Source organism: Streptomyces sp. NPDC088810 (assembly GCF_044750305.1).
GTDB lineage: Bacteria > Actinomycetota > Actinomycetes > Streptomycetales > Streptomycetaceae > Streptomyces.
This window is the reverse complement of sequence record NZ_JBIVJQ010000004.1, coordinates 426317-444205: the sequence shown is the minus strand read 5'-3', so window position 1 is coordinate 444205 and position 17889 is coordinate 426317. Positions and strand designations below refer to the sequence as shown.

The following is a 17889-nucleotide window of genomic DNA, read 5'->3' as shown; positions in this document are numbered from 1 at the left end:
ACTCCGGCGTCCGCGGGGAAGGAACAGTGAGGATGACGCACGACGTGATACCGGTCACCGTGGTGATGCCGACCTACAACGAGGCGGCGAACCTGCCGGGCATGGCCGAGGCGGTGCTCGCCCTGCCGTTGGACGGGCTCCACCTGAAGATCGTCGACGACTCCAGCCCGGACGGCACCGGGCGGATCGCCGAGGAGCTGGCCGAGAAGTACAACCGGGCCGGGCGGCGCCGGATGAGCGTGCTGCACCGCACCGAGAAGGACGGGCTGGGCCGGGCGTACACGGCCGGCATGTCCGCCGCGCTGGAGGAGGGCGCCGCGTACGTCGTCCAGATGGACGCCGACGGCAGCCACCCGGTGGAGGCCGTGCCCCGCATGCTCCGGGCGGCCCTGGACTCCGGCGCCGGGCTGGTCGTCGGCAGCCGGTACGTCGAGGGCGGCTCGCTGGACGAGCGGTGGGGCGCGCACCGGGTGCTGCTGTCCCGCTTCGCCAACCGGTACGCGCGCGCCGTCCTCGGCACCGAGATCCGGGACATCACCGCAGGCTTCAACCTGTGGTCGGCGCCGACCCTGCGGGACGTGGACCTGTCGTCCCTGGACAGCGCGGGCTACAGCTTCCAGGTGGAGCTGAAGTACAAGGCGGTACGGGCCGGGCACCGGGCCGTGGAGATCCCGATCCGCTTCACCGAGCGCACGGAGGGTGTGTCCAAGATGACCCTGCGCACCCAGCTGGAGTCGGCGGTGATCCCGCTGCGGCTGCGGCTGCGGCTGAAGCGGCGCTAGCCCGGGTTACCGGTTCGCGGCGGCCGAGGCCTGGACCTGGCCGCGGCGGTGGATCTGGTTCGCGGTGAACTGGGCCAGGTCGTTGCCGGTGCGGAAGACCTTGGTGTCCTTGGTGGTGACGTTCTTGCCGCTGGTGAAGCCGGAGATCGTGAAGTAGGCGTAGCGGCCGTAGGCGTTGCGGGTGGAGCGGCAGAACGCGCCGTCGCAGAACGGCTTGACGCCCTTGCCGAACAGCGAGCGCACGATGCTCCGGTCGTCGGTCTGCGTCTTGGCCTTCGTGGCCTGGGCCGCGGTGTCGAACACGGCGACGCCGACGGTGACCGCGATGCCGCCGTTGCTGTAGGTGGTGCGCATCAGGCGGGTGCAGCCGTTGGCGGTGAGGATCTTGGGCAGGGTGCCGCCGGCGGCGGTGGCACAGCTCCGGGTGTCGGCCGTCGGGCCCTTCTTGTACACCGTGCCGCTCATGGTGAGCTGCTTGCCCGGGAACAGCGTGTCCGGGCCGAGCGGGGCGGTGTCCTTCTTGGCGCTGGAGATGAAGTCCTCGGGGTCCAGCGGCGGCGGGGCGCTGGTGGGCGCGAAGGACGGCGTGGCGCCGGCGGAACCGGGGATGGAGGCGCTGGCGGGCAGGTTGCTGGGCCCGGCCTGCGGATCACCGCCGTTCGCCGAGACCACGGCCATGGCGACCGCGGTGCCTATCGCGACCGTGGCGAGCCCGCCGCCGGCTATGAACAGCAGCTTGCGGCGCTTGTTCCGCGTCTCCGAGGCCTCGGCGAGCGCGGCCCAGTCCGGTGTCCCGTCGTCTGCGCTGGTCCACGGCTGCTGGGATTGCGGTTTCCAGGGATCCCACTGAGACTGGGGTCCCCCCTGCCCGTAACTCATGGGGCGCATCTTAGACGGGGGGCGGGGGGTGCGGGGTCCGTCTACCGGCCTGCCTCGTTTTGACCCGTCCGGGGGCCGCCCGGTAACCTACTTCTTCGTTGTGTATTGGCTTGCTCATTCTCACGGGACGGGCCCTTACACCGGTCCACCGGGCCGATGACCAGCGACCCCACGCACGCGGTTTGCGTCGCCGCCGTGGGTCAAGGCTGTCGTGATCGTTTCGGTGACCTTGTTTAGGACCATTCACTCGAAGCGAAGGCTACGAACCGTGCGTACGTACAGCCCCAAGCCCGGCGATGTGACGCGCCAGTGGCACGTCATCGACGCTCAGGACGTTGTCCTGGGTCGTCTCGCCACCACTGCTGCGACCCTCCTCCGGGGCAAGCACAAGCCGATCTACGCGCCGCACGTCGACGCTGGTGACTTCGTCATCATCATCAACGCCGACAAGGTGCACCTGTCCGGCAACAAGCGGACCCAGAAGATGGCGTACCGCCACTCCGGCTACCCGGGTGGTCTGCGCTCCGTCCGCTACGACGAGCTGCTGGCGAAGAACCCCGAGAAGGCCATCGAGAAGGCCGTCAAGGGCATGCTCCCCAAGAACACCCTGGGCCGTCAGATGCTCACCAAGCTGAAGGTCTACTCGGGCGACCAGCACCCGCACGCTGCCCAGCAGCCGGTGCCGTTCGAGATCACCCAGGTCGCGCAGTAAGTCCGGCCACCCCCTAAGACTGAAGAGAATCTGAGGAGCATCGTGGCCGAGACCACTGCCGAGCAGCCGCTCGAAGAGCTTGACATCGACAGCTACACCACCGAGTCCGAGGTCCCCGTCGAGGGCGAGTACACCTCGGAGTCCCTGGCCTCCCGCTTCGGCGAGCCCCAGCCGGCCGCCGGCCTGGGCCGCCGCAAGAACGCCATCGCCCGCGTCCGGATCGTCCCGGGCACCGGCAAGTGGAAGATCAACGGTCGCACCCTCGAGGACTACTTCCCGAACAAGGTGCACCAGCAGGAAGTGAACGAGCCCTTCAAGGTGCTCGAGCTCGAGGGCCGTTACGACGTCATCGCCCGCATCGCCGGTGGCGGTGTCTCCGGTCAGGCCGGTGCGCTCCGTCTCGGTGTCGCCCGTGCGCTGAACGAGGCCGACGTCGACAACAACCGCGGCCCGCTGAAGAAGGCCGGCTTCCTGCGCCGCGACGACCGCGCGGTCGAGCGTAAGAAGGCCGGTCTGAAGAAGGCCCGCAAGGCTCCGCAGTACAGCAAGCGCTAATCAAGAGCTGCCTGCTCGTACTCCGAACGCCCCGGCGGCACGCCACGTGTGCCCCCGGGGCGTTCGCTTATCCGAGCCAAGGGCGTATAACGACACAAGACGCTCAAAGGCTTGTGTGATCGCATGCTTCCTCGTCATGTTTCCTCGGGAGGACAAGTGGGACGACTCTTCGGCACGGACGGCGTGCGCGGTGTCGCCAACGCGGATCTGACGGCCGAGATGGCGCTCGCCCTCTCCGTCGCCGCGGCGCACGTGCTGGCCGAGGCGGGCACCTTCGAGGGCCACAAGCCGACGGCGGTGGTCGGACGGGACCCGCGCGCGTCCGGGGAGTTCCTGGAGGCGGCCGTGGTCGCGGGCCTGGCGAGCGCGGGCGTGGACGTGCTGCGCGTCGGCGTGCTGCCGACGCCCGCGGTGGCGCACCTGACCGGCGCGCTCGGCGCCGACCTCGGTGTGATGCTCTCCGCCAGCCACAACGCCATGCCGGACAACGGCATCAAGTTCTTCGCCCGCGGCGGCCACAAACTCGCCGACGAGCTGGAGGACCGGATCGAGGCGGTCTACGACTCGCACCGGCACGGCGAGCCCTGGCAGCGGCCGACGGGCGCCGGGGTCGGCCGCGTACGGTCGTACGACGAGGGCTTCGAGCAGTACATCGCCCACCTCCTGTCGGTCCTGCCCAACCGGCTCGACGGACTGAAGATCGTCCTGGACGAAGCGCACGGCGCGGCCTCGGGGGTCTCGCCGGAGGCGTTCGCCCGGGCCGGCGCCCAGGTCGTCACGATCGGCGCCGAGCCGGACGGCCTCAACATCAACGACGGCTGCGGCTCGACCCACCTGGACCAGCTCAAGGCCGCGGTCCTGGAGCACGGCGCGGACCTCGGCATCGCGCACGACGGTGACGCCGACCGCTGCCTGGCCGTGGACCACACCGGCGAGGAGGTCGACGGCGACCAGATCCTCGCCGTGCTCGCGCTGGCGATGCAGGAGCGTTCCGCACTGCGCTCCGGCACCGTCGTCGCGACCGTGATGTCCAACCTCGGCTTCAAGCTGGCGATGGAGCGCGAGGGCATCCGGCTCGTGCAGACCGCCGTCGGCGACCGGTACGTCCTGGAGGAGATGAAGGAGCACGGCTACGCCCTCGGCGGCGAGCAGTCCGGGCACGTCATCATCCTCGACCACGCGACCACCGGGGACGGCACGCTGACCGGCCTGCTGCTGGCGGCGCGGGTCGCCGAGACCGGCCGTACGCTGCGGGAGCTGGCCTCCGTCATGGAGCGGCTGCCGCAGGTCCTCATCAACGTTCCCGACGTGGACAAGTCCCGGGTGAGGACGTCCGCGGATGTCGCTGCCGCCGTGGCCGAGGCGGAGCAGGAGCTGGGGGCTACGGGGCGGGTGCTGCTGCGGCCCTCCGGGACCGAGCCGCTGGTGCGGGTGATGGTCGAGGCCGCGGACATCGATCAGGCGCGGGCGGTCGCCGGGCGGCTGGCCGACGCCGTGAAGTCCGCGCTGGGATAGTTCCCCTCTGCGCCCTCAGCCGAGACGTTCCCTCTGCCTGGCCCAGAAGTACTTCTGTGTCAGCAGGGTGAGCGTTCCCGCCAGGACGATGCCCAGCAGGTTCAGCAGGAGCTGGACCGTCGAGCCGCTCGTCTGGGACGTGTCGCCGTAGGCCAGCGCCACTGCCGCGTTGGCCGCGGCCGGGACCGTGGTCACGGAGATGGCCACGCCCACCAGCGCGCCCGACTTGGACGAGGTCAGGGACAGCGTGCCGGCGATCCCGGCGAGCACGGCCACGACGAACGAGAACCAGTCCGGGGCGTAGATGAACCCGGTGTTCGGCCGGTCGGCCTCCAACTGCGCCTTGCTGAACAGGTCCACCCCATCCATCAGCAGGCTGAACGCGGAGGTCAGGGCCATCGCCACCGCGAACCCCACCAGCAGCGCGATCAGCGAGCGCCACGCCAGCCGCGGGTGGCGCTGGACCACGGCCGTGCAGATGCCGGCGAGCGGCCCGAACTCCGGTCCCACGGCCATCGCGCCCACGATCAGGATCGCGTTGTCCAGCACCACACCGCAGGCCGCGATCATCGTGGCCAGGGTGATGAAGGCCACGTAGGTGAACGACAGCGTCGACTCCTCGTGGGTGGCGTCTCTCAGCCCCTCCCACAGCACCGCGTCCGCGCCCTCGCCCGGCGCCTCCGCCTCGGCCTTGTCGGCGCGCCGGGACAGCGAGAGGTCGATGGTCTCGACGGCGATCGAACCGGTGTCGTCCAGGCCGAGCCGCCGTAGCCCGGCGATGAGTTCGTCGCCCGCCTCGCGGGCCACGTCGCACAGGACGAGGTCGCCGGCGGGGTTGCGGGCGGCGCCCGGCAGGACGACGAGGTGGGTGGTACCGACCGTCTTCTCGATCAGACGGACCACCTCGTCGGTCCGCTCCGCCGGGGTGATCAGGCGCAGATGCAGCATGGCGCCCATCTAACAGGGGCGGCTACAGCTTGCGCAGCCGCAGGCGCTGCACCTTGTGGTCCGGGCCCTTGCGCAGGATGAGGGTGGCCCGGCCGCGGGTCGGGGCGATGTTCTCCACCAGGTTGGGCTTGTTGATGGTCCGCCACAGTGTGCGGGCGTAGTCGAGGGCCTCCTCCTCGGAGACCTGGGTGTACTTGCGGAAGTACGAGTTCGGGTTCTGGAAGGCGGTGTGGCGCAGCTTTCCGAAGCGGCTGAGGTACCAGCGCTCGATGTCCTCGGTGCTCGCGTCGACGTACACGCTGAAGTCGAAGTAGTCGGCGAGACCGACCCGGGTGCGGCCGTCCTTGCCGGGCAGGGCGGGCTGGAGGACGTTCAGGCCCTCCACGATCAGGATGTCCGGGCGGCGGACGGTGAGCTTCTCGTCCGGCACGATGTCGTAGATGAGGTGGGAGTAGACCGGCGCGGACACCTCGCCCTTGCCGGCCTTGATGTCGGCGACGAAACGGGTGAGGGCCCGGCGGTCGTAGGACTCGGGGAACCCCTTCCGCGACATCAGGCCGCGGGCCTCCAGCTCCCGGGTGGGCAGCAGGAAGCCGTCCGTCGTGACCAGTTCCACGCGCGGGTGTTCGGGCCAGCGGGAGAGCAGGGCCTGGAGCAGCCGGGCCACCGTGGACTTGCCCACGGCCACGGAGCCGGCCACCCCTATGACGAACGGGGTGCCCGACTGGGAGCCCTGTTCGCCCAGGAAGGTGTTCAGCGCGCCCCTGAGGCCGTCCGTGGCGCCGACGTAGAGGTTGAGGAGCCGGGAGAGCGGGAGGTAGATGTCCCGCACCTCGTCGAGGTCGATGACATCGCCGAGACCGCGGAGCTTCTCCACCTCCTCGGCGGTGAGCGGCAGTGGTGTCTTGTCGCGCAGCGCGCTCCACTCGGCGCGGGTGAGATCGACGTAGGGAGTCGCCTCCGGCCTGTGCCGGTGGGCGCTCCGGGGCATCGAGGAGACCGGTGAGATCACAGTCCATTGTTAACGGAGTACGAACGGGACGGCGGGTGGGGTCCGTCACGCGCGCAGCACGGGCCCGCCGGCGTCCGCGGTGCCGCCAGGGCTTTCGTACGGTGGTGGGAATTTCCGAATTCGGGCAGCCGGAGGCCTTTTTTGATCGTCGTCGGACCGTAGGCTGCCGCTCATGTGCGGAATCGTGGGATACGTAGGGTCACAGTCGGCACTCGATGTCGTGACGGCCGGGCTGAAGCGGCTGGAGTACCGGGGGTACGACTCGGCAGGTGTCGCCGTGCTGGCGGACGGCGGGCTGGCCGCCGCCAAGAAGGCCGGGAAGCTGGTCAACCTGGAGAAGGAGCTGGTCGACCGGCCGCTGCCGACCGGCTCGACCGGCATCGGCCACACGCGCTGGGCCACCCACGGCGGTCCCACGGACGGCAACGCGCACCCGCACCTGGACAACGCGGGCCGGGTCGCCGTGGTGCACAACGGCATCATCGAGAACTTCGCGCTCCTGCGCGCGGAACTGGCCGAGCGCGGCCATGAGCTGAACTCCGAGACGGACACCGAGGTCGTCGCCCATCTGCTCGCCGAGGAGTTCTCCTCCTGCGCCGACCTCGCCGAGGCGATGCGACTGGTGTGCCGACGGCTGGAGGGCGCGTTCACGCTGGTCGCGGTGCACGCCGACGAGCCGGACGTGGTGGTCGGCGCCCGCCGCAACTCGCCGCTGGTGGCGGGCGTCGGAGAGGGCGAGGCCTTCCTGGCCTCCGACGTCGCCGCGTTCATCGAGCACACGCGGTCGGCGATCGAGCTGGGCCAGGACCAGGTGGTGGAGCTGCGCCGGGACGGCGTCACCGTGACGGGCTTCGACGGCCGCCCGGCCGAGGTCCGCTCCTATCACGTGGACTGGGACGCCTCCGCCGCCGAGAAGGGCGGCTACGACTACTTCATGCTCAAGGAGATCGCCGAACAGCCGAAGGCGGTCGCCGACACGCTGCTCGGCCGCATCGACCCGTCCGGCTCGCTCACCCTGGACGAGGTGCGGATCAGCCCCTCCGAACTGCGCGAGATCGACAAGGTCGTCATCGTCGCCTGCGGTACGGCCTTCCACGCCGGCCTGATCGCCAAGTACGCCATCGAGCACTGGACGCGGATCCCCTGCGAGGTCGAGCTGGCCAGCGAGTTCCGCTACCGGGACCCCATCCTGGACGGGCGGTCGCTGGTGATCGCCATCTCCCAGTCCGGCGAGACCATGGACACCCTGATGGCGCTCCGGCACGCCCGCGAGCAGGGCTCCAAGGTGCTGGCGATCTGCAACACCAACGGCTCGACGATCCCCCGCGAGTCCGACGCGGTGCTGTACACGCACGCGGGCCCCGAGGTCGCGGTCGCCTCGACCAAGGCGTTCCTCACCCAGCTGGTCGCCTGCTACCTGGTCGCCCTCTACCTGGGCCAGGTGCGCGGCACCAAGTGGGGCGACGAGATCCAGGCCGTGATCAAGGACCTGTCCCGGATCTCGGAGGAGGTCGAGCGGGTCCTGGAGACCATGGAGCCGGTACGGGCGCTGGCGCGCACCCTGGCCTCGAAGAACACCGTGCTCTTCCTCGGCCGGCACGTGGGCTACCCGGTGGCCCTGGAAGGCGCGCTCAAGCTGAAGGAACTGGCGTACATGCACGCCGAGGGCTTCGCCGCGGGCGAGCTGAAGCACGGCCCGATCGCGCTGATCGAGGAGGACGTGCCGGTGGTCGTCGTCGTACCGTCCCCGCGCGGGCGGTCGGTGATCCACGACAAGATCGTCTCCAACATCCAGGAGATCCGGGCGCGGGGCGCGCGCACCATCGTGATCGCGGAGGAGGGCGACGAGACGGTGGTCCCGTACGCCGACCACCTGATCCGGATCCCGGCCACCCCGACGCTGCTCCAGCCGCTGGTGGCGACGGTCCCGCTCCAGGTCTTCGCGTGCGAGCTGGCGACGGCGCGCGGCAACGAGGTGGACCAGCCGAGGAACCTGGCCAAGTCGGTCACGGTGGAGTGAGCAGGGGGGCGAACTCCGTTCGAGCCTTGTAGGCCTTGCCGTGTCAGTGCACGGAGAAACCGCCGTCCACGTGGATCGACTGGCCCGTGACGTAGGCGGAGGCACCGCTCGCCAGGAACACCGCCGCGCCCGCGAAGTCCTCGGCGAGTCCGTTGCGGCCGATCATCGTGCGCGCGGCCAGGGCCGCCACCCGCTCCGGATCGGACGACAGCCGCCGGTTGAGCGGGGTCATCACGAAGCCCGGCACCAGGGTGTTGCAGGTGACCCCGTACGGCGACCAGGCCTCGGCCTGGGAGCGGGCCAGGGACTCCAGCGCGCCCTTGGAGACGCCGTAGGCGCCGCTGTGCACGAAGGCGCGGTGGGCCTGCTGGGAGGTGATGTGGATGATCCGCCCGAAGCCCCGCTCGGCCATGCCCGGCCCGAACCGCTGCCCCAGCAGGAAGGGCGCCTCCAGGTTCACCGCCATCGTGGCGTCCCACACGTCCTCGCTCAACTCGCCCATCGGCGGCCGGCGGTTGATCCCGGCCGAGTTGACGAGGATGTCGGGCTCGCCGAAGACGGCCGCGGCCTCCTCGGCCGCCGCGCGCACGCCCTCCCGCGACGCCAGATCCCCGGCGACCCAGGCCGCGCGGCAGCCGTCGGCCGTCAACTCGTCCACCGTGGCGGCCAGTTCCTCCGGCCGGCGGGCCACGACCACCACGCTCGCCCCGGCCCGCGCCAGCGCCGCCGCGATGGCCCGTCCGATACCCGAACTTCCGCCGGTCACCACGGCGGTGCGGCCGTCCAGGGAGAAGAGGCCGGAGAGATAGGCGTGCGACGAGAGCATGCCGGAAGCCTAGAGCGCGGTCCGCCGACGTGGTGTCGCCGGATCCCGTTCCGCCGGAGTCGTAGGGTGCTCGCCATGAGCATCATCGGGGTGGGCATCGACGTCGCCGAGATCGACCGGTTCCGGGCGTCCCTGGAGCGGACGCCGGGACTGGCCGACCGGTTGTTCCTGACGCGCGAACTGCTGCTGCCCAGCGGGGAGCGGCGCGGGATCGCCTCGCTCGCGGTCCGGTTCGCCGCCAAGGAGGCGCTGGCCAAGGCGCTGGGCGCACCGCCCGGGCTGCAGTGGACCGATGCCGAGGTGTACGTGGAGGACAGCGGACAGCCGCGGCTCAGGGTGAAGGGCACGGTGGCCGCGCGGGCGGCCGAGCTGGGCGTGCGGGCCTGGCATGTGTCGCTCAGTCACGATGCGGGCGTGGCCTCGGCCGTGGTGATCGCCGAGGGCTGACCGGGCCGGGGCCCGGGTGTGGGCGGTGGGGGTTCCGGGGCAGACTCGGTGCCATGCGTACTGCGTACAGCGTGGAGACGGTAAGGGCGGCCGAGCGGGCGTTGATGGCACGGCTGCCGGAGGGTGCGCTGATGCAGCGGGCCGCCGCCGGGCTGGCCGCCGCCTGCGCCGAACTGCTCGGGCGGGTGTACGGCAGCCGGGTGGTGCTGCTTGTCGGCAGCGGGGACAACGGCGGGGACGCCCTGTACGCGGGGGCCCGGCTGGCCCGGCGCGGCGCCGGCGTGACGGCCGTGCTGCTGACGCCCGAACGGGCCCACGGCGGAGGGCTTGCGGCCTTGCGGCGGGCGGGCGGCACGGTCGCCACCGCGGACTCCTCGGACGAACTGGTCCTGCGCGCCGACCTGGTCGTGGACGGGATCGTCGGGATCGGCGGCAAGGGCGGGCTGCGGCCGGACGCGGAGCGGCTCGCCGGGGTGGTGGCACGGTCCGGGGCCGCGGTGGTGGCCGTGGACCTGCCCAGTGGCGTGGACGCGGACACCGGGGAAGTGCGGGGAGCCGCGCTCCGGGCCGACCTGACCGTCACCTTCGGCACGTACAAGCCCGGACTGCTGGTGGATCCCGCGCGGGAGTACGCCGGGGTGGTGCGGCTCGTCGACATCGGGCTGGAACCGCCGCCCGCCGACGCCGAGCTGGAGGCGCTGCAACACGCCGACGTGGCGCGGCTGCTGCCGGCGCCGGCGGCGGAGAGCGACAAGTACCGGCGGGGGGTCGTCGGGATCGCCGCGGGTTCGGCGCGGTATCCGGGGGCGGCCGTGCTGGCGGTGTCCGGGGCGCTGCGGGGCGGGGCCGGGGCCGTACGGTACGTCGGGCCGGCCGGGGCGGCGGTCATCGCGCGCTTCCCGGAGATCCTCGTGTCCGACGCCGGGCCCGCCAAGGCCGGGCGGGTGCAGGCCTGGGTGGCCGGGCCGGGTGCCGGGGACGACGCGGGGAGCGTGGCCGAGGTGCTGGAGGCGGACGTGCCGGTGCTGCTGGACGCGGACGGGCTGCGGCTGGCCGAGCGGGACGCGGTACGGCGGCGTACGGCGCCGACGCTCATGACTCCGCACGCCGGGGAGGCCGCCGCGCTGCTCGGGGTGCGGCGCGAGGAGGTCGAGGGCGCCCGGCTGGCGGCGGTACGGGAGCTGGCGGCGGTGTACCGGGCGACGGTGCTGCTGAAGGGGTCGACGACGCTGGTCGCCGAGGCGGGGGGCGGGGCGGTGCGGGTCAACGCCACGGGAACGCCGTGGCTGGCCACCGCCGGGAGCGGGGACGTGCTGTCGGGGCTCGCCGGGTCCCTGCTGGCGGCGGGGCTGAGCGCGCTGGATGCGGGGAGTGTGGCCGCGTACCTGCACGGGCTGGCAGGCCGCCTCGCCGCCGCCGGCGCACCGGCGGGTGCCCATGACGTCGCGTCACACATCCCGGCCGCGTGGCGCACCGTACGGCCCTGATCCCACCGCCCGGCGAAGCGGCCACGGCCGGGAGCGGGGACGTGCTGTCGGGGCTCGCCGGGTCCCTGCTGGCGGCGGGGCTGAGCGCGCTGGATGCGGGGAGTGTGGCCGCGTACCTGCACGGGCTGGCAGGCCGCCTCGCCGCCGCCGGCGCACCGGCGGGTGCCCATGACGTCGCGTCACACATCCCGGCCGCGTGGCGCACCGTACGGCCCTGACCCACCCGGCCGGCGAAGCGGCCGGCGGGCTTGATGGGGCGGTGCCCGGGGGCTGTCGGCGGCCTCTGAGACACTGGGGGCGCGATGAGTGAGACAGCAGCTGAGCCGACCGCCGCCCTGCGCGCCCGGGCCGAGATCGATCTGGGCGCCCTGCGCGCCAATGTGCGGGCCCTGCGCGCCCGGGCGCAGGGCGCCGCCGTGATGGCCGTCGTCAAGTCCGACGCGTACGGCCACGGCGCGCTGCCATGCGCCCGCGAGGCCCTCGCCGCGGGCGCGACCTGGCTCGGCACGGCCACGGCCGAGGAGGCCCTCGCGCTGCGTGCGGCCGGGCTGCCCGGTCGCATCCTGTGCTGGCTGTGGGTGCCGGGCGGCCCCTGGCGGCAGGCGATCGAGGCCGACATCGACGTCTCGCTGAGCGGCATGTGGGCCCTGCGGGAGGTCGTCGAGGCCGCCCGCGCGGCGGGGCGCCCCGCGCGGGTGCAGCTCAAGGCCGACACCGGACTCGGACGCAACGGCTGCCAGCCGGGGGAGGACTGGTCGGAGCTGGTCGCCGCGGCCCTGCGCGCGGAGGCGGAGGGCCTGGTCCGGATCACCGGCCTGTGGTCGCACTTCGCGTGCGCCGACGAGCCGGGCCACCCGTCCATCGCCGCCCAGCTCGCCCGGTTCCGGGAGATGACGGCGTACGCCGAGGAGCGGGGCGTACGGCCCGAGGTGCGGCACATCGCCAACTCGCCGGCCACCCTCACCCTGCCCGAGTCCCACTTCGACCTGGTCCGCACGGGCATCGCCGTGTACGGCGTCTCGCCCAGCCCGGAGCTGGGCACCCCCGCGGACTTCGGGCTGCGCCCGGTGATGACGCTCAGCGCCTCGCTGGCCCTCGTCAAGCGCACCCCGGGCGGCCACGGCGTCAGCTACGGCCACCACTACGTCACCCCCGGCGAGACCACCCTCGGCCTGGTGCCGGTCGGTTACGCGGACGGTGTCCCGCGGCACGCCTCGGGCACCGGCCCGGTGCTGGTCGACGGCAAGTGGCGGACGATCGCCGGGCGGGTCGCCATGGACCAGTTCGTGGTGGACCTGGGCGGCGACGAGCCCCCGGCGGGCAGCGAGGCGGTGCTGTTCGGACCCGGTGACCGGGGCGAGCCCACCGCCGAGGACTGGGCCCAGGCCTGCGGCACGATCGCGTACGAGATCGTCACACGCATCGGATCGCGCGTTCCCCGCGTCTATGTGAACAGGTCGGTGTGAACGGTTCGGTGTGAACGGATCCGTGAACGGGTCCGTGTGAACGCGTCCGGGTGAGCGCCTTGTGGTGGCGTGTCCATGTGAACGCGTCCATGTGAACGGGAAAGAAGTCGGGTAGCCGTTCCGCAGCGACACCCGTCCAGGCGAACTGCAGTACGGCGAAGAGGAGCGGTACGTGAGCGAGAGCAGCGCGGAGGCCGTGGCGGACGTCGTCGCCTCGGCGGCCGCCGCCTCCGCCGCGGGGGCGGCCGGGAGCTGGCGCAGGGCGACCGGCATCGCCGGTGCCGCGATAGGCGTGCTCGCCGCGGGCGCGGCGGCCGGTGTCGCCATCGAGCGGATGACGGTGGGCCGCGGGATGCGCAGGAAGGCACGGCTGGCGCTGGACTCGGCGGGCCCCTACGGCACCCTGCGCGGCACTCCCGGCAAGGCGTACGCCGACGACGGCACCGAGCTGTACTACGAGGTCGACGAGGTCGAGCCCGACCCCGGACCGAACGTCTCCCCGCGCCGGCGCAGGCTTTTCGGCCGCAAGGCGCCCGCCCCGGTCACCGTCGTCTTCTGCCACGGCTACTGCCTCAGCCAGGACTCCTGGCACTTCCAGCGGGCGGCCCTGCGCGGGGTGGTGCGGACCGTGCACTGGGACCAGCGCAGCCACGGCCGGTCCGGGCGGGGCGTGGCCCAGACCCGGGACCGGGAGCCCGTCACCATCGACCAGCTCGGCCGCGATCTCAAAGCCGTCCTCGACGCCGCCGCACCGGAGGGGCCGCTCGTCCTGGTCGGCCACTCCATGGGCGGCATGACCGTGATGGCCCTCGCCTCCGAGTTCCCGGAGCTGATCCGGGACCGGGTCGTCGCCACCGCCCTCGTGGGCACGTCGTCCGGGCGGCTCGGCGAGGTCAACTTCGGGCTCCCGGTGGCCGGCGTCAACGCGGTGCGCCGGATCCTCCCCGGGGTGCTGAAGGCCCTCGGACAGCAGGCTGAGCTGGTGGAGAAGGGGCGCCGGGCCACCGCCGACCTGTTCGCCGGGATCATCAAGCGGTACTCGTTCGGCGGGCGGGACGTGGACCCGGCCGTCGAGCGGTTCGCCGAGCGGATGATCGAGTCCACCCCGATCGACGTGGTCGCCGAGTTCTACCCGGCCTTCACCGACCACGACAAGACCGAGGCGCTCGCCTGCTTCCGGGACATGCCGGTGCTCGTGCTGGCCGGCGTGCAGGATCTGGTCACGCCCAGCGAGCACAGCGAGGCCATCGCCGACCTGCTGCCCGACGCCGAGCTGGTCCTCGTGCCGGACGCCGGGCACCTGGTGATGCTGGAGCACCCGGAAGCGGTCACCGACCGCCTCGCCGACCTGCTCACCCGCGCGGGTGCGGTGCCGGCAGGAGCTACGGTAAGTGGCTATGGAAGCACCAGCAGCACCGCACAACCCCGCTGAGACCCAGCTGACCGTCACCTCCCCGGAACAGATGCGGGAGCTGGGCCGCCGCCTGGCCAAACTGCTGCGCGCGGGCGACCTGGTCATGCTCTCCGGGGAGCTGGGCGCGGGCAAGACCACGCTGACCCGCGGGCTCGGCGAGGGCCTCGGCGTACGCGGCGCGGTCACCTCGCCGACCTTCGTGATCGCCCGGGTCCACCCGTCCCTCGGCGACGGCCCGCCCCTGGTGCACGTCGACGCCTACCGGCTCTCCGGCGGCCTGGACGAGATGGAGGACCTGGACCTCGACGTCTCGCTGCCCGACTCGGTGATCGTCGTGGAGTGGGGCGAGGGCAAGGTCGAGGAGCTGACCGAGGACCGGCTCCAGGTCGTCATCCACCGCGCGGTCGGCGACACCACGGACGAGGTACGGCACGTGACCGTCACCGGGCTGGGGGAACGCTGGTCCGAGGCCGGCCTGGAGACGCTGTCCGGCTGAGCCACCCCGTGGTCTTCCCTGCGCGACCGGCCACGACGGCGCAGCAGCCGCCCGACGACTAGCGGATCACGACGACCCGCACCCCGATCGTCGCGAACCTCCACATCGCGTCCCCGTCCGGCCGGCTCTCCCGGATGCCGCCCGTCTTCACGCTCGCGTCGGCCGTCATGCCCGAGCCGTCGTCCACCGCCGCGCTGAACCCGATGGCCACCCCGTCCACGCTGGTGAACCGCACCACGTGCTCGATGGGCACGCCGTCGGTGCCGGTGGCCGCGTTGGAGCGGGAGGTGACCCAGTACGTGCCGGCCGGCGGGTCGACGCTGCCCGGGCGCACCGGGAAGGTGCGCTGCACCCGGTTCTCGGGGGCCACCAGCCAGACCCGGTCGTCGTCCACCGAGTACACGACCCGCTCACCCGTTCCGGAGCCGCTCGGCAGGGCGGTCGGGTGGTGCCGGTCCCGGGGTGCCTTGGAGGCGATCGTCGCGTGCGCCGTCGGCCCCGCGCCGGGGTGCGCCGGGACGGTCGCCTGGGCCCGGTAGGCGAGGAAGCCGACGGTTCCCAGAGCCGCCGCGGTGAGGGCGGCCACGATCGCCGAGCTGGTCCCTGCCACCTGCGCCCACCTCTGCCTCGTCTGACTCGCGCCATATGTCGTACTTCGTACTGACCGTAGCAGCCGGTGACCGTCCGTCCGGGACGGCGATGCGCGAGCCGCGGGCGCCGTAGGCTGTTCGCGTGCTCTTGCTCGCTCTGGATACCGCAACACCCGCTGTCACCGTCGCGCTGCACGACGGCACCGGCGTCATCGCCTCGTCGAGCCAGGTGGACGCGCGCCGGCACGGAGAGCTGCTGCTGCCGGCCGTCGACCGCGTCCTCGCCGAGGCCGGGCTGAAACTCGACGCCGTCACCGGCATCGTCGTCGGCACCGGCCCCGGCCCCTACACCGGCCTGCGTGTCGGCCTGATGACCGCCGACACCTTCGGCCTCGCGCTCGGCGTCCCGGTGTACGGCCTGTGCACGCTGGACGGCCTCGCCTACGCCGCCGACATCGAGAAGGGCCCCTTCGTGGTGGCGACCGACGCCCGCCGCAAGGAGGTCTACTGGGCCACGTACGCCGACTCCCGGACCCGGCTGACCGGCCCGGCCGTCGACCGTCCGGCGGACATCGCCGAGCAGGTCGCGGGCCTGCCCGCGGTCGGCGCGGGCGCGCTGCTCTACCCGGACACGTTCCCGAGCGCCCACGAGCCCGAGCACGTGTCCGCCGCCGCCCTCGCCTCGCTCGCCGCGCAGAAGCTGGCCGCGGGCGAGGAGCTCCCGGCGCCCCGGCCGCAGTACCTGCGCCGGCCGGACGCCCAGGTCCCCAAGAACTACAAGGTGGTCACCCCCAAGTGACACAGCCGGCACCCCCCCGACTGCGCGAGATGCGCTGGTGGGACATCGACCCGGTCCTGGAGCTGGAACGGGACCTGTTCCCCGAGGACGCCTGGTCCCGGGGCATGTTCTGGTCCGAGCTGGCCCACGCCCGGGGCACCGGCGCCACCCGCTGCTACCTCGTCGCCGAGTCCGCCGACGGCCGGATCGTCGGGTACGCGGGCCTGGCCGCCGCCGGTGAGCCGGCCGACGTCCAGACCATCGCCGTCGCCCGCGACCACCAGGGCACCGGCCTCGGCGCGCGGCTGCTGACCGAGCTGCTGCGGGCGGCGACCGCGTTCGAGTGCCACGAGGTGATGCTCGAGTGCCGGGTCGACAACCTCCCCGCCCAGAAGCTCTACGAGCGCTTCGGCTTCGTCCCCATCGGCTTCCGGCGCGGCTACTACCAGCCGGGCAACGTGGACGCCCTGGTGATGCGCCTGACCACGGAACCCGGCAGCGGCTCCGCCGCGGGCTCCGCCTCAGTACAAGGAACCGATATCAATGACTGACGAACCTCTCGTCCTCGGCATCGAGACCTCCTGCGACGAGACCGGCGTCGGGATCGTCCGCGGCACCACCCTGCTGGCGGACGCCGTCGCCTCCAGCGTCGACGAGCACGCCCGCTTCGGCGGTGTCGTACCGGAGGTGGCCTCCCGGGCGCACCTGGAGGCGATGGTCCCGACGATCGACCGCGCGCTGAAAGAGGCGGGGATCAGCGCCAGGGACCTGGACGGCATCGCGGTCACCGCCGGTCCCGGCCTCGCCGGCGCCCTGCTCGTCGGCGTCTCGGCGGCCAAGGCGTACGCCTACGCCCTCGGCAAGCCCCTGTACGGCGTCAACCACCTCGCCTCCCACATCTGCGTGGACCAGCTGGAGCACGGCCCGCTGCCGGAGCCGACCATGGCCCTGCTGGTGAGCGGCGGCCACTCCTCGCTGCTGCTGTCGTCGGACATCACCTCCGACGTCCGCCCGATGGGCTCGACCATCGACGACGCGGCCGGCGAGGCCTTCGACAAGATCGCCCGGGTGCTGAACCTGGGCTTCCCCGGCGGCCCGGTCATCGACCGGTACGCCAAGGAGGGCGACCCGGAGGCGATCGCGTTCCCGCGCGGCCTGACCGGCCCGCGCGACCCGGCGTACGACTTCTCCTTCTCGGGCCTGAAGACCGCGGTGGCCCGCTGGATCGAGGCCAGGCGGGCGGCCGGCGAGGAGGTCCCGGTGCGCGATGTGGCCGCCTCCTTCCAGGAGGCCGTGGTCGACGTGCTGACGCGCAAGGCCGTCCGCGCCTGCAAGGACGAGGGCGTGGACCACCTGATGATCGGCGGCGGTGTGGCGGCCAACTCCCGGCTGCGCGCGCTCGCCCAGGAACGCTGCGAGGCGGCCGGCATCCGGCTGCGCGTGCCGCGCCCCAAGCTGTGCACGGACAACGGCGCGATGGTGGCCGCGCTCGGCGCCGAGATGGTCGCCCGGGGCCGGGCCGCGTCCGGCTGGGACCTGTCGGCCGACTCCTCCCTGCCGGTCACCGACCCGCACGTCCCGGGCACCGACCACGACCATGTGCACGAGGTCAGCAAGGAGAACCTGTACTCGTGACGGTCGCGCTGATGTGGGAGGCCCGGGCCGCCGAGGGGCGGGGGGCGGACCTGCTCGCCTGGGTGCGGGAACAGCCGCTCACCGGCGAGCCGTTGCGCCGCGAGACCTTCCGCGCGCCGCAGGACCGGGTACTGGTCATCACGTGGTGGGACGCCCCGTACGACGCCTTGCTGCCCGAACTGCCCGAACCCGGGCCCGAGTTGGTGACCCGGGCCGTGCACCGGTGGCGGTTCGAGGCGCTGGCGGACCACTGAGGTTGCGCGAGCACCCCCCACCTGGGCTATGATCATCACACAGCGAACGGCCGGAACCCGGTAAACGGGAACC

Annotated in this window: 19 protein-coding genes and 1 pseudogene; 15 read left to right on the top strand and 5 right to left on the bottom strand. The window is 72.5% G+C overall.

The genetic code is table 11. The features are described 5' to 3' along the window. The first annotated feature begins 32 nt into the window (after nt 1-32). The gene (locus ACIP4Y_RS16585; RefSeq protein ID WP_401393446.1) at nt 33-782 is read left to right on the top strand and encodes a polyprenol monophosphomannose synthase; all 750 of its coding nucleotides are present in this window, start codon (nt 33-35) and stop codon (nt 780-782) included. Between the two features lie 6 nt (nt 783-788). Here the strand turns inward: ACIP4Y_RS16585 and ACIP4Y_RS16580 are convergent, their stop codons facing one another. Next, complete coding sequence (locus ACIP4Y_RS16580) at nt 789-1661, bottom strand: hypothetical protein (protein ID WP_401393443.1); 873 nt, start codon at nt 1659-1661, stop codon at nt 789-791. A gap of 268 nt (nt 1662-1929) precedes the next feature. Between ACIP4Y_RS16580 and rplM the strand changes: the two genes are divergently transcribed. The 3 genes from rplM to glmM all read left to right on the top strand — a co-directional run bounded on the left by rplM (nt 1930) and on the right by glmM (nt 4443). Then, nucleotides 1930-2373 (top strand): 50S ribosomal protein L13, encoded by a 444-nt coding sequence (gene rplM / locus ACIP4Y_RS16575; RefSeq protein WP_189978663.1) that lies wholly within the window; start codon nt 1930-1932, stop codon nt 2371-2373. 42 nt (nt 2374-2415) lie between these two features. Next, nucleotides 2416-2928, top strand: a complete 513-nt coding sequence (rpsI, locus tag ACIP4Y_RS16570; protein ID WP_003998795.1) for a 30S ribosomal protein S9 — start codon at nt 2416-2418, stop codon at nt 2926-2928. Nucleotides 2929-3084: 156 nt separating this feature from the next. Then, nucleotides 3085-4443: a phosphoglucosamine mutase gene (gene glmM / locus ACIP4Y_RS16565; RefSeq protein ID WP_401393438.1), complete on the top strand. Its 1359-nt coding sequence runs from the start codon at nt 3085-3087 to the stop codon at nt 4441-4443. A 15-nt stretch (nt 4444-4458) separates the two neighbouring features. Here glmM and ACIP4Y_RS16560 read toward each other — a convergent pair whose 3' ends face one another. Together ACIP4Y_RS16560 and coaA are read right to left on the bottom strand one after the other, a co-directional pair. After that, nucleotides 4459-5391, bottom strand: a complete 933-nt coding sequence (locus ACIP4Y_RS16560) for a DUF389 domain-containing protein (protein ID WP_401393435.1) — start codon at nt 5389-5391, stop codon at nt 4459-4461. Nucleotides 5392-5413: 22 nt separating this feature from the next. Continuing rightward, a complete protein-coding gene (gene coaA, locus ACIP4Y_RS16555) occupies nt 5414-6382 on the bottom strand; it encodes a type I pantothenate kinase (protein WP_401393953.1) in 969 nt (322 codons plus the stop codon). Nucleotides 6383-6575: 193 nt separating this feature from the next. Between coaA and glmS the strand changes: the two genes are divergently transcribed. After that, on the top strand, nt 6576-8423 hold the full coding sequence (glmS, locus tag ACIP4Y_RS16550; protein ID WP_358645252.1) for a glutamine--fructose-6-phosphate transaminase (isomerizing): 1848 nt from the start codon (nt 6576-6578) through the stop codon (nt 8421-8423). Nucleotides 8424-8466: 43 nt separating this feature from the next. Here the strand turns inward: glmS and ACIP4Y_RS16545 are convergent, their stop codons facing one another. After that, nucleotides 8467-9249 carry an SDR family NAD(P)-dependent oxidoreductase gene (locus ACIP4Y_RS16545; RefSeq protein ID WP_401393431.1) on the bottom strand — a complete coding sequence of 261 codons (783 nt, stop codon included), beginning with the start codon at nt 9247-9249 and terminating at the stop codon, nt 8467-8469. Between the two features lie 75 nt (nt 9250-9324). Here ACIP4Y_RS16545 and ACIP4Y_RS16540 point away from each other — a divergent pair, with 75 nt between their 5' ends. The 6 genes and pseudogenes from ACIP4Y_RS16540 (at nt 9325) to tsaE (ending at nt 14559) form a co-directional block, all read left to right on the top strand. Then, complete coding sequence (locus ACIP4Y_RS16540; protein WP_358645254.1) at nt 9325-9696, top strand: holo-ACP synthase; 372 nt, start codon at nt 9325-9327, stop codon at nt 9694-9696. 53 nt (nt 9697-9749) lie between these two features. Beyond that, on the top strand, nt 9750-11183 hold the full coding sequence (locus tag ACIP4Y_RS16535; RefSeq protein WP_401393427.1) for an NAD(P)H-hydrate dehydratase: 1434 nt from the start codon (nt 9750-9752) through the stop codon (nt 11181-11183). A gap of 20 nt (nt 11184-11203) precedes the next feature. Then, nucleotides 11204-11401, top strand: a pseudogene (locus tag ACIP4Y_RS16530) (NAD(P)H-hydrate dehydratase); the annotation flags it as partial. 84 nt (nt 11402-11485) lie between these two features. Beyond that, a complete protein-coding gene (alr, locus tag ACIP4Y_RS16525) occupies nt 11486-12649 on the top strand; it encodes an alanine racemase (protein ID WP_358645260.1) in 1164 nt (387 codons plus the stop codon). Nucleotides 12650-12821: 172 nt separating this feature from the next. Further along, nucleotides 12822-14081 carry an alpha/beta fold hydrolase gene (locus ACIP4Y_RS16520; RefSeq protein WP_401393424.1) on the top strand — a complete coding sequence of 420 codons (1260 nt, stop codon included), beginning with the start codon at nt 12822-12824 and terminating at the stop codon, nt 14079-14081. Beyond that, a complete protein-coding gene (gene tsaE, locus ACIP4Y_RS16515; protein WP_401393421.1) occupies nt 14047-14559 on the top strand; it encodes a tRNA (adenosine(37)-N6)-threonylcarbamoyltransferase complex ATPase subunit type 1 TsaE in 513 nt (170 codons plus the stop codon). The genes ACIP4Y_RS16520 and tsaE overlap by 35 nt, the downstream gene beginning before the upstream one ends. Before the next feature lie 58 nt (nt 14560-14617). Here the strand turns inward: tsaE and ACIP4Y_RS16510 are convergent, their stop codons facing one another. After that, complete coding sequence (locus ACIP4Y_RS16510; protein WP_401393418.1) at nt 14618-15169, bottom strand: hypothetical protein; 552 nt, start codon at nt 15167-15169, stop codon at nt 14618-14620. A 122-nt stretch (nt 15170-15291) separates the two neighbouring features. Here ACIP4Y_RS16510 and tsaB point away from each other — a divergent pair, with 122 nt between their 5' ends. From tsaB to ACIP4Y_RS16490, 4 genes are read left to right on the top strand one after another with little or no spacing between them, the layout of a single operon-like run. Further along, entirely contained in the window at nt 15292-15948 is a 657-nt protein-coding gene (gene tsaB, locus ACIP4Y_RS16505) for a tRNA (adenosine(37)-N6)-threonylcarbamoyltransferase complex dimerization subunit type 1 TsaB (protein ID WP_401393415.1), read from the top strand. Between the two features lie 29 nt (nt 15949-15977). After that, the gene (rimI, locus tag ACIP4Y_RS16500; RefSeq protein ID WP_358645324.1) at nt 15978-16478 is read left to right on the top strand and encodes a ribosomal protein S18-alanine N-acetyltransferase; all 501 of its coding nucleotides are present in this window, start codon (nt 15978-15980) and stop codon (nt 16476-16478) included. Further along, nucleotides 16471-17562 (top strand): tRNA (adenosine(37)-N6)-threonylcarbamoyltransferase complex transferase subunit TsaD, encoded by a 1092-nt coding sequence (tsaD, locus tag ACIP4Y_RS16495; protein ID WP_401393412.1) that lies wholly within the window; start codon nt 16471-16473, stop codon nt 17560-17562. Before rimI ends, tsaD begins: the two co-directional genes overlap by 8 nt. Next, complete coding sequence (locus ACIP4Y_RS16490) at nt 17559-17816, top strand: hypothetical protein (RefSeq protein ID WP_401393409.1); 258 nt, start codon at nt 17559-17561, stop codon at nt 17814-17816. The genes tsaD and ACIP4Y_RS16490 overlap by 4 nt, the downstream gene beginning before the upstream one ends. Nucleotides 17817-17889: the final 73 nt, after the last annotated feature.

Coding starts and splice junctions, on each gene's coding strand:
- ACIP4Y_RS16585 (WP_401393446.1), top strand. CDS start 33: ATGACGCACGACGTGATACCGGTCACCGTGGTGATGCCGACCTACAAC.
- ACIP4Y_RS16580 (WP_401393443.1), bottom strand. CDS start 1,661: ATGAGTTACGGGCAGGGGGGACCCCAGTCTCAGTGGGATCCCTGGAAA.
- ACIP4Y_RS16560 (WP_401393435.1), bottom strand. CDS start 5,391: ATGCTGCATCTGCGCCTGATCACCCCGGCGGAGCGGACCGACGAGGTG.
- coaA (WP_401393953.1), bottom strand. CDS start 6,382: ATGCCCCGGAGCGCCCACCGGCACAGGCCGGAGGCGACTCCCTACGTC.
- glmS (WP_358645252.1), top strand. CDS start 6,576: ATGTGCGGAATCGTGGGATACGTAGGGTCACAGTCGGCACTCGATGTC.
- ACIP4Y_RS16545 (WP_401393431.1), bottom strand. CDS start 9,249: ATGCTCTCGTCGCACGCCTATCTCTCCGGCCTCTTCTCCCTGGACGGC.
- ACIP4Y_RS16540 (WP_358645254.1), top strand. CDS start 9,325: ATGAGCATCATCGGGGTGGGCATCGACGTCGCCGAGATCGACCGGTTC.
- ACIP4Y_RS16535 (WP_401393427.1), top strand. CDS start 9,750: ATGCGTACTGCGTACAGCGTGGAGACGGTAAGGGCGGCCGAGCGGGCG.
- alr (WP_358645260.1), top strand. CDS start 11,486: ATGAGTGAGACAGCAGCTGAGCCGACCGCCGCCCTGCGCGCCCGGGCC.
- tsaE (WP_401393421.1), top strand. CDS start 14,047: ATGGAAGCACCAGCAGCACCGCACAACCCCGCTGAGACCCAGCTGACC.
- rimI (WP_358645324.1), top strand. CDS start 15,978: ATGCGCTGGTGGGACATCGACCCGGTCCTGGAGCTGGAACGGGACCTG.
- tsaD (WP_401393412.1), top strand. CDS start 16,471: ATGACTGACGAACCTCTCGTCCTCGGCATCGAGACCTCCTGCGACGAG.